The sequence below is a fragment of the Micromonospora sp. KC606 genome (assembly GCF_004348675.1).
GTDB lineage: Bacteria > Actinomycetota > Actinomycetes > Mycobacteriales > Micromonosporaceae > Micromonospora.
In genome coordinates this window covers 1-9,931 of sequence record NZ_SMKN01000214.1, presented here as the reverse complement: position 1 = coordinate 9,931, position 9,931 = coordinate 1, and the positions used below count along the sequence as shown (strand labels likewise).

Sequence of the window (9,931 nt, the reverse complement as noted above, 5' to 3'; positions counted from 1 at the left end):
GGGAGAATGCCCGAATGAACGAGCTCGCGATCACTGTCATCGGCCGGGACCGGCCCGGCATCGTGGCCGACGTCGCCGAGGTGCTCGCCCGGCTCGGCGCGAACCTCACCGACTCCACCATGACCCGGCTGCGGGGCCACTTCGCGATGACCCTGATATGCGTCGGCCCGGCCGCCGCCGAGGTGGAGGCCGCCCTGGCTCCGCTGGCCGCCGACGGCCACCTGCTGGCCACCGTACGGGCGGTAAGCCCCGACGGCGAGGCGGTGCCGGCCGGTGAGCCGTACGTGATGGCGGTGCACGGCGCGGACCGGATGGGCATCGTGGCGGCGATGACCCGGGTGCTCGCCGAGGCCGGCGGTAACGTCACGGACCTGAGCACCCGGCTCACCGGGTCGCTCTACGTGGTGGTGGCCGAGGTGGACCTGCCGCCGGGTGTCGCCGACGCGCTGGCCCGCCGGCTCGCCGTGACCGCCGCCGACCTGGGCGTCGAGGTCACGCTGCGTCCCGCCGACCCGGATCTGCTGTGAGCGAGCAGTACGCCGGCCTCGGCGACTGGTGCCCCGAGGCGCTCGCCCTACCGGGCGTGGTGCGTCCGGTGGTCACCGCGCCGAACCCGGTGCTGAGCCGTCCCGGCGTCGCGGTGGACCCCACCGTTGAGGAGACCGTCCAGCTCGCCGCGGACCTGATCGCCACCATGCGGGTGTCGCCCGGCTGCGTCGGGCTGGCCGCCCCGCAGGTCGGGGTGGGCGTCCAGGTCTTCGCGGTGGACGTCACCGGGCATCCGAAGGCGGTGACCGTGCACGGCACCTTCGTGCTCTGCAACGCGCGGGTGGTGGAGGCGACCCGGTGGAAGGCGGGCCGGGAGGGCTGCATGTCGGTGCCGGACCTGACCGGTGACGTGAAGCGGGCCAGCCGGCTGGTCGTGGAGGGAGAGTTGCCCGGCACCGGCGAGGCGGTTCGGCTGGTCACCGACGGCTTCGAGGCGCGTGCCCTGCAGCACGAGATCGACCACTGCACGGGACTGCTCTTCCTCGACCGGGTGGCGGGCGCGCACGCCGTCTACCAGCGAAAGGTCTACCAGTGACCGGCGCCGGTCCGTCGTGAGTGGAATGCCGATCCGGTGAGGACGCTGCGGCCCGGCGCGTCGCGACGGTCCCCCAAGGGGTGCGCCGTTACGGTGGGGGCATCATGCGTCTGACGGTCGGTCCCCTGCCATCCGCCGTGTACTGGCGGCGTCGTGCCGTCGTACTCGGAGCTGCGTTCCTCTTCCTCATCGTCGTGCTCTACTCGTGCAACGGGTCGGAGGACGCGGCGAAGACACCGGGGGCGAATTCCACGCCGTCGTCCCCGGTTGGCTCGCCGTCGGCGACAGGCGCGGCGCCGAACCCGGATGCCGCGTCCCCGTCGGCCGGGCCGGACGCGCCGGTCTCGCCGGGCGGTCCGGGTGCCTCGGGCGCGCCCGCCAACCCGCCGGTCGCGCCGGTCGGGGGCACCGGCACCGGTAGCGGCAGCGACGATGGCACCTGCACCGACGCCGAGATCACCGTGACGCCGGTGGCGAGGCCCTCCGTCGTCCAGCCCGGGGCGTTGGTCGACCTGCAACTGCGGGTGAAGAACAAGTCCCAGCGCACGTGCAGCCGCGACGTGGGCGCCGACCGCCAGGAGTTGTTCATCAAGTCCGGCGCGGAGACGGTCTGGTCGTCGGACACCTGCGGCACCGGCAGGGGCTCGGACGTGCAGTCGTTCACCCCCGGCTTCGAGCGGTTCTACCAGCTCACCTGGAACGGCCGGGACGCCACCAAGTGTGCCGGTGGCGTGGCGGCCGGCCCGACCCCACCCCCCGGGGCGTACCAGGTCTTCGCCCGGGTGGGCACGAAGCTCAGCGAGCCGGTGAAGCTCACCATCGCCGCCAACTGACCGGAAGCGGTCAGACGTACCGCTCCAGGATGGACGCCTCGGCGAGCCGGGACAGCCCTTCGCGTACGCCCCGGGCGCGGGCGTCGCCGACGCCCTCGACGGCCTGGAGGTCCTCCACGGTCGCGCCGAGCAGCCGCTGGAGGCTGCCGAAGTGCATGACCAGCCGGTCGACGATCGCGACGGGCAGGCGCGGCACCTTGGCCAGAAGCCGGAAGCCGCGTGGGCTGACCGCCGCGTCCAGGGCGTCGGAGGCGGCCGGGTAGCCGATCGCCTTGGCCACCGCGACCAGGTCGATCAGCTCGGTGGCGCCGAGCAGGTCCAGCTCGACCAGTGCCTCGTCCAGGGTGCGCGACTTGCGGCCGGCGGGGAGGTAGTCGCGGATGACCAGGGTGCGGTCCGCGTCGACGCCGGCCATCAGCTCGTCGAGCTGGAGGGCGAGCAGCCGGCCGTCGGTGCCCAGCTCCACCACGTACCCGGCGATCTCGTCGGCGATCCGGCGGACCATCTCCAGCCGCTGCACCACGGCCACCGCGTCCCGTACGGTGACCAGGTCCTCGATCTCCAGCGCCGAGAGGGTGCCGGAAACCTCGTCCAGGCGCAGCTTGTAGCGCTCGAGGGTGGCCAGGGCCTGGTTGGCGCGGGAGAGGATCGCTGCCGAGTCGTCCAGGACGTGCCGCTGGCCGTTGACGTAGAGGCTGATGATCCGCATCGACTGACTGACCGAGATGACCGGATAGCCGGTCTGCCGGGCCACCCGTTCCGCGGTGCGGTGCCGGGTGCCGGACTCCTCGGTGGGGATCGACGGGTCGGGCATCAGGTGCACCGCCGCGCGGACGATCCGGGTGCCGTCGCTGGAGAGCACCACGGCGCCGTCCATCTTGCACAGCTCACGGACCCGGGTGGCGGAGAACTCGACGTCCAGCGGGAAGCCGCCGGTGCAGATCTGCTCGACGACCTTGTCGTAGCCGAGCACGATCAGTGCGCCGGTCCGGCCGCGCAGGATCCGCTCCAGCCCGTCCCGCAGCGCCGTGCCGGGTGCCATCAGGGCAAGGTTGGCCCGCAACGGGTCACCGGCGCTTCCGGTCCCGCCGGTGACGCTCACGCTGATCGGACGGGCGGGCGAGCCCACGGCACCGGTGCGGGCGTGGGGTGTCGCGCCGGCAGGCTTGGTGGTGTCGCGGTCGATCGGCACGCGCACAGTCTACGGACTGCCCTGCGGTGGGTGCTGTCGTGGTTACTGTGATGTGTCACAGCGTCGGTTTCCTCCGGCTTGCCGGGCCTGCCAAGGCTTGTCCGGGATTGCCGGGCCGGCCGCCCGGTGGTGGCCACCGTCGGTCACTCGGCGGATGCGCGGGCGACAGCCTGGAGCGCGGAGCGGACGTCAGTGACCTCCGTCACCCGCATGTTCTCCGGGGAAACGCCGGTGCTGCCGGGCCCGCAGCCAGGCGGCACGAGCGCCACCCGGAAACCGAGCCGGGCCGCCTCGGCCAGCCGGCGGGGCACCGCCCCGACGCGGCGTACCTCGCCGGTCAACCCGACCTCACCGATCGCCACCAGGTTCGGCGCGATGGCCAGGTTCAGCCCGCCGGAGGCCACCGCCAGGGCGACGGCCAGGTCGGCGGCCGGCTCGACCACCCGGATCCCGCCGACGGTGGCCGCGAAGACCTCCCGGTCGTGCAGGGTTAGCCGCTCGGTGCGGCGCTGGAGCACCGCGAGCACCATGGCCAGCCGGGCGCCGTCCAGGCCGGAGACCGTCCGCCGGGGTGACCCGGCGACCGTCGCGCCGATCAGCGCCTGGACCTCGGTGACCAGGGCCCGCCGCCCCTCCATCGCCACCGTCACGCAGGTGCCCGGGACCGGCTCGGAGTAGCGGGTGAGGAAGAGCCCGGACGGGTCGGCGAGGCTGCTGATGCCGCCCTCGTGCATCTCGAAGCAGCCGACCTCGTCGGCCGCGCCGAAGCGGTTCTTGACGCCCCGGACCAGCCGCAACGAGGAGTGCTTGTCGCCCTCGAAGTGCAGCACCACGTCGACCAGGTGCTCCAGCACCCGAGGGCCGGCGACCTGGCCGTCCTTGGTGACGTGGCCGACCAGCACGGTGGCGATGCCGCGCTCCTTGGCGACGGCGACCAGGGCGGCGGTGACCGCCCGGACCTGGGTGACCCCGCCGGGCACCCCGTCGGTGCCGGTGGTGGAGATGGTCTGCACCGAGTCGAGCACGAGCAGGCCGGGCTTGACCGCGTCGAGGTGCCCGAGCACCGCGCCGAGGTCGCTCTCGGCGGCCAGGTAGAGCTGGTCGTGCAGGGTGCCCATCCGCTCGGCGCGCAACCGGACCTGGCTGACCGACTCCTCACCGCTGACCACCAACGAGGGGCTGCCGGCGCCGACGGCCCACTGCTGGGCGACGTCGAGCAGCAGGGTGGACTTGCCCACGCCGGGCTCGCCGGCCAGCAGCACCACCGCGCCGGGGACCAGACCGCCGCCGAGGACCCGGTCGAGCTCGCTGACCCCGGTGGGCCGGGCCCGGGCCGGGGCGGCGCTGATGGTGGCGATCGGGCGGGCCGGCTCAGCCGGCATCCGTGAGCTCACCACCCGACCGGAGACTGTCGGGCCGGTGACGGTGCACTCGACCACGGAGCCCCACTCGCCGCACTCCGGGCAGCGCCCCACCCACTTGGGGGGCTGGTGGCCGCAGGCGTCGCACTCGTAGGCGGGGCGGGGCTCGCGGGCCGCCCGGCCGCGGGAGGCGCCGGCCGCGCCGCCGCGCGTCGATGTCGATCGGGAGGTGGTCACCCCCAGGACGCTAACCCTCTCCTGTGACGAAAACACCGCCGGCGTGGTGGTCACCACGCCGGCGGTGTGCGGCAGTTCGCGGGCGGCGGATCAGCCGTGACCCGATCCACCCTCCTCCTGGCCCTCGTAGCCGCCGTGGCGCTCGATGATCGGCGACGGCGGGGCGGCCGGCGTCAGCGGCACGCCGATCGGGGCCGGGGTGCTGATGATCCGGCCGTTGCCGAAGTCGAAGGTCAGGTTGACCTGCTGGCCGGCGAGCAGCTTCTCGTTCAGCCCGATGAGTTCGAGGTAACGGCCGCCCTGCACGGTCAGCTGGAGGTAGCCCAGGGCCGGGATCTCGAACCGGGCCGGCTGGCCGGCCGGCGCGGAGGGGCTCGGCGAGGCGCTCTCCGACGGGCTGGCGGAGGCGGAGCCGCTCGGGGAGGCGTTCGCCGACGGCGACGCGCTGCCGGAGGGGGAGGCGCTGCCCGAGGGCGACGATCCGGGCGACACCGCAGCGGTCGGGCTCGGCGAGCCGGCCGCACCGGTGAGCACGACCTCCCGCGCGCTGTCCGTGGTGACGGTCACCGTGACCGACTCCGGGCTGTCGTTGTAGACCACCGCGTTGACCGGGGCGTTCCCGCCGGCCCGGTAGCCCTCGATGCCCGGGTATTCCACGTAGAGGCCGCGCACCTTGTAGTCGTTGTCCGGAGTCTGGATGTTGACGCCCTGGATCGACGGCTCCTTGTTGGCGGTCTCGGCCACCTGGCCGGCACCGCAACCGGTGGCCAGCAGGGCGGTCGCCGCCGCCACGCCGGACAGCAGCAGGGCCGTCCGCCGGGAACCCCTGATCGAGCGCGTCACGTCGGTCCTCCTCGTCACGATCCCCACCCGGCCGTACCCCGGGCGCGGGGGTGGTCATACCCGCGCAGACCGCGCTCCAGGGTAGTTGGGGCTGATCGACGGCCGCACGCGGACCCGGTATCGCCACCTGGCCGGGCGGCGGTCACACCACCCGGCCGCTCGCCACCAGAAGCACCACATCGATGAGGGCCACCACCATCACCGCCCGGAAGGCGGCCACCGGGCGGCGGCCGGCCCGGGTGGCGGCGCGTGCCGCGTACCAGCCGAGGGGCGGCACCACGACGGCGGCGGCGACCGCCGACAGGCCCAGCCAGGACGGCGGCCCGGGCGGGCCCGCGACCAGGGCGACGGTCGCGGCGAGCAGTAGTCCCGCGGCGGCCACCCGGCTGCCGGCCGGACCGAGCCGGTGCGGCAGCCCGCGGACCCCGGTGCGGGCGTCGTCGGCGAGGTCGGGCAGCACGTTGGCGAAGTGCGCCCCGGCGCCCAGCAGCGCCGCGGCGGCGACCAGCCAGACCGGTGGGGCCGGCGCTCCGGGCAGCGCCAGGACCACGAAGGCGGGCAGCGACCCGAAGGAGACCGCGTACGGTAGCGCCGAGAACGGCGTCGACTTCAACGGCCGGTTGTAGAGCAGCGCCGAGACCAGGCCGAGCGTCGCCCAGAGCGCCGCCGTCGGGTTCGTGGTCAGCGCCAGCGGCGGGGTGACGGTCGCGGCCACGGCGGCGGCCACCGCCACCGTGCGGCGGCGTACCACCCCCGCCGCGACCGGTTTGTCGGTACGTCCGACCGTGGCGTCGCGCCCCGCGTCCAGCACGTCGTTGCTCCAGCCCACCGCGAGCTGGCTGGTCAGCACGGTGCCGACCACCGGGGCCAGGCCGGCGAGGGAGTGCCCGACCCCCCACGCGAGCAGTCCGGCGACCACGGTGACCGCGACCGTCGGTTCCGGATGGCTCGCTCTGACCAGCCCTAACACCGTCGACGACATAAGGGAAGTCTGGTCGTTACCCGGGAGTCGTGCCACGCTCGGTCCATGCGGAACGGTCCGGTGCCAATACCGCCCCGCCTCCTGCCCCGCAACGATCCCCGCCAGTACGACGACCTGGCCGGTGAGTGGTGGCGACCGGACGGCGCGTTCGCCATGCTGCACTGGCTGGCCCGGGCCCGGGCCGCCCTGGTGCCGCCCGCGTCCCGCCCCGGCGCCATCCTGGTCGACCTGGGCTGCGGCGCCGGGCTGATGGCCCCGCACCTGGCCGGCAAGGGCTACCGGCACGTCGGGGTCGACCTCACCCGTTCCGCACTCGACCAGGCCGCCGACCACGGGGTGACCGTGATCGTCGGGGACGCCACCGCGGTGCCGCTGGCCGACGGCTGCGCCGACGTGGTGGCCGCCGGCGAGCTGCTGGAACACGTACCGGACTGGCGGGGCGCGGTCGCCGAGGCGTGCCGGCTGCTGCGCCCCGGTGGGCTGCTGGTGCTGGACACCCTCAACGACACCGTGCTGGCCCGGCTGGTCGCGGTGGAGGTGGGGGAGCGGCTGCCCACGGTGCCCCGCGGTATCCACGATCCACGGTTGTTCGTGGACGCCCGGCAGTTGGTCGTCGAGGCGGCCCGGCACGGCGTCCACCTGCGCGTACGCGGTATCCGGCCGAGCCTGTCCGGCACGGCGGTCTGGCTGTTGCGGCGGCTGCGCGGCAGCGCGGCCGGGCGGCTCGACCGGGAGCCCCGGATCAAGCCGACCTGGTCCACCGCCGTGCTCTACCAGGGGCGCGGCGTCCGGCACGGGTGACCGGGCCAGGACGAGGGTAGAGGGGAAGCCACAGAGAGAGGGGCTACATGACTGTGCACGCGCTGGAGGCGGCCCGCCGGTTGGCGCCGCGGTTCGCCGCGCGGGCGGCCCGGCACGACGAGGACGGCTCGTTCCCGATGGAGGATTTCGCCGACCTGCGCGAGGCTGGGCTCTTCGGCCTCATGGTCCCGCGCGGGCTCGGCGGCGCGGGCGCGACGTTCGCCGAGTACGCGGCGGTCGCCACCGAACTGGCCCGGGGCAACGGCGCGACCGCACTGGTGTTCAACATGCACGCCTCGGTGACCGGGGCGCTGGGCGCGGTCACCGAGGAACTGGCCGAGGCGCTGGGCGTACCGCAGGAGGCGTTGGCCGCCCGGGACCGGCTGCTCCGCGCGGCGGCCGAGGGCTCCTGGTACGCGGTCGCGATGAGCGAGCGCGGCGCGGGCGCCCGGCTGTCGCAGCTCAGCACCGTGTACGAGCCGGTCGACGGCGGCTGGCACCTCAAGGGCGCGAAGACCTTCTGCTCCGGCGCGGGGCACGCCGACGGCTATCTGGTGGCCGCCCGCAGCACCACCGACCAGTCGGTGGTCTCCCAGTTCCTCGTGCCGGCCGGTGTCGGGCTGACCGTCGAGCCGACCTGGGACTCGCTCGGCATGCGCGCCACCGCCTCGCACGACCTGCACCTGGACGTGACCGTGCCGGCCGACCGGCTGCTCGGCGGGGTGGAGGGGTTGGCCCTGGTGGTCGCCCAGCTGATGCCGCACTGGCTGGTGGCGAGCTACGCCGCCGTCTACGTGGGAGTGGCCCGGGCGGCGGTCGACGCGGCTGCCGAGCACCTGAACGCCCGCGGCCTGGCCGGCCTGCCGGCGGTCCGGGCCCGGCTGGGCCGGGCCGACGCGGCGGTGGCCGCGGCCCAACTGGTTGTCGCGGAGGCGGCCCGCCGGGTCGACGAGGCCCCCGGCGACGCCGAGACCAACCGTTGGGTGTGGCGGGCCAAGCTGCTGGCCGGCACGACGGCGGCCGACGTGGCCGCGTCGGTGCTGGAGGCGGCGGGCACCTCGGCGACCCGCCGGGGTCACCCACTGGAACGGCTCTACCGGGATGCCCGTTGTGGCTCGCTGCATCCGGCCACCTCGGACGTGTGCGCCGACTGGCTCGGCGTCGCGGTGCTCGGCGGCGACCCGGACCGGGACGGATCGGCACCTCGTTGGTAGGTCGGGCAGGCAGAACCGGACGAGAGGTGGGGACATGGCCGTGCCAGTGATCGCGGGTCTCGGTACGGCGCAACCGCCGGCCGCCGCGCAGAACGAGTTGTGGGAGGGCTTCTTCTCCCGGCACTTCTCGGGCCCCACCCGCGCGCTGGCCGAACGGATCTTCGCCAACTCCGGGGTGGACCGGCGGCAGGCGGCGGTGAACCCCCTGCTGGAGGACGTCTCCGACTGGCCGACCGAGCGCCGGATGCGGCGCTACCAAGTGGAGGCCCTGCCACTGGGGAAGGAGGCGGTGGGGAGGGCGTTGACCGCCGCCGGTCTCGACGCGGGTGACGTGGGGCTGTTCGTGGTCTGCTCCTGCACCGGGTACGCCACCCCGGGCCTGGACATCCTGCTCGCCCGGGACCTGTGCATGGCTCCGGACACGCAGCGGATGTTCGTGGGCCACATGGGCTGTTACGCGGCGCTGCCCGGGCTGGGCGCGGCGGGTGACTTCGTCACCGCTCGGGGCCGGCCGGCGCTGCTGCTCTGCGCGGAGCTGACCAGTCTGCACATCCAGCCGGCCTCGGCCAGGATGGACACCCAGCAGATCGTCTCGCACGCCCTCTTCTCCGACGCCGCGGTCGCCGTGGTGCTGGTGCCAGGCGCGTCGCCCGCTAATGCGTTGTCCACGGTCGGGCCGGTCGGTGGGGGCTGGCAGGTCCGGGAGGTCACCTCGATCACCGACACCTCCACCGCCGATCACATGACCTGGGACGTCACCGACACCGGCTTCCGGATGGGACTGTCACCGAAGGTCCCGCAGGTGCTCTCCACGCATGTCCGGGCTCTGGTGGACGACCTGCTGGCCCGGCACGGCGCGAGCGTCGCGGAGGTCGACGGCTGGGCTGTCCACCCGGGCGGCCCGCGCATCCTCAACGTGGTGGAGCGCGAACTGGCCCTGCCTCCGGCGGCGTTGGCGGCCTCCCGGGGGGTGCTGGCCGAGCACGGGAACTGCTCGTCCCCGACGGTGCTGCTGATCCTGGACCGGTTGCTGCGCGCCGCCGTGCCGCCACGGCGGATCGTGATGCTCGCCTTCGGGCCGGGCCTGACCCTCTATGCCGCCCTGCTCGACCGCATCTGATGGCCTAGTCGCGACGTTGCTCCGGCAGGTCGGGGCGGGGCCGGGCGACAGGCGACCGCTCGGCCGCCCTGACGGCATCGAAGATCGGGTCGCGTCCCCGCTGCCCCGTGTCTTGACGGGCACCGTAACCCGATCTTAAAGGAGAGTGGTCAGTCGGCGAGGCGGGCGAGGTCGGCGCGGTAGTCGTCGGCGGCACGCAGGTCGGGCAGGACCCGGGTGACCGTGCCGGTCCGGTCGACCAGCAGCGCGGGGGCGGTGCCGGGG

General features: G+C 74.3%; 10 protein-coding genes. 6 read left to right on the top strand and 4 right to left on the bottom strand.

Going from position 1 to position 9,931, the window contains the following annotated elements; genetic code table 11:
- Positions 1-14 precede the first annotated feature (14 nt).
- The 3 genes from E1193_RS26530 (at position 15) to E1193_RS26520 (ending at position 1,917) form a co-directional block, all read left to right on the top strand.
- Positions 15-527: an ACT domain-containing protein gene (locus E1193_RS26530; protein ID WP_132185910.1), complete on the top strand. Its 513-nt coding sequence runs from the start codon at positions 15-17 to the stop codon at positions 525-527.
- Positions 524-1,084, top strand: a complete 561-nt coding sequence (locus E1193_RS26525; protein ID WP_132185909.1) for a peptide deformylase — start codon at positions 524-526, stop codon at positions 1,082-1,084. Before E1193_RS26530 ends, E1193_RS26525 begins: the two co-directional genes overlap by 4 nt.
- A 104-nt stretch (positions 1,085-1,188) precedes the next feature.
- Positions 1,189-1,917, top strand: a complete 729-nt coding sequence (locus tag E1193_RS26520; protein ID WP_132185908.1) for a hypothetical protein — start codon at positions 1,189-1,191, stop codon at positions 1,915-1,917.
- Positions 1,918-1,927: 10 nt separating this feature from the next.
- On the opposite strand, the gene disA is transcribed toward E1193_RS26520, so the two are convergent.
- The 4 genes from disA to E1193_RS26500 form a co-directional block, all read right to left on the bottom strand.
- Positions 1,928-3,109 (bottom strand): DNA integrity scanning diadenylate cyclase DisA, encoded by a 1,182-nt coding sequence (disA, locus tag E1193_RS26515; RefSeq protein WP_132185907.1) that lies wholly within the window; start codon positions 3,107-3,109, stop codon positions 1,928-1,930.
- 143 nt (positions 3,110-3,252) lie between these two features.
- The gene (gene radA / locus E1193_RS26510) at positions 3,253-4,707 is read right to left on the bottom strand and encodes a DNA repair protein RadA (RefSeq protein ID WP_132185906.1); all 1,455 of its coding nucleotides are present in this window, start codon (positions 4,705-4,707) and stop codon (positions 3,253-3,255) included.
- A gap of 90 nt (positions 4,708-4,797) precedes the next feature.
- Positions 4,798-5,550 (bottom strand): hypothetical protein, encoded by a 753-nt coding sequence (locus tag E1193_RS26505; protein WP_132185905.1) that lies wholly within the window; start codon positions 5,548-5,550, stop codon positions 4,798-4,800.
- A gap of 142 nt (positions 5,551-5,692) precedes the next feature.
- On the bottom strand, positions 5,693-6,532 hold the full coding sequence (locus E1193_RS26500; RefSeq protein WP_132185904.1) for a UbiA family prenyltransferase: 840 nt from the start codon (positions 6,530-6,532) through the stop codon (positions 5,693-5,695).
- A gap of 45 nt (positions 6,533-6,577) precedes the next feature.
- Between E1193_RS26500 and E1193_RS26495 the strand changes: the two genes are divergently transcribed.
- From E1193_RS26495 to E1193_RS26485, 3 genes are read left to right on the top strand one after another with little or no spacing between them, the layout of a single operon-like run.
- Positions 6,578-7,333 carry a methyltransferase domain-containing protein gene (locus tag E1193_RS26495; RefSeq protein ID WP_132185903.1) on the top strand — a complete coding sequence of 252 codons (756 nt, stop codon included), beginning with the start codon at positions 6,578-6,580 and terminating at the stop codon, positions 7,331-7,333.
- Positions 7,334-7,380: 47 nt separating this feature from the next.
- Positions 7,381-8,547, top strand: coding sequence for an acyl-CoA dehydrogenase family protein (locus tag E1193_RS26490; RefSeq protein ID WP_132185902.1), 1,167 nt, complete (start codon positions 7,381-7,383; stop codon positions 8,545-8,547).
- A gap of 34 nt (positions 8,548-8,581) precedes the next feature.
- On the top strand, positions 8,582-9,667 hold the full coding sequence (locus tag E1193_RS26485; protein WP_132185901.1) for a type III polyketide synthase: 1,086 nt from the start codon (positions 8,582-8,584) through the stop codon (positions 9,665-9,667).
- Positions 9,668-9,931: the final 264 nt, after the last annotated feature.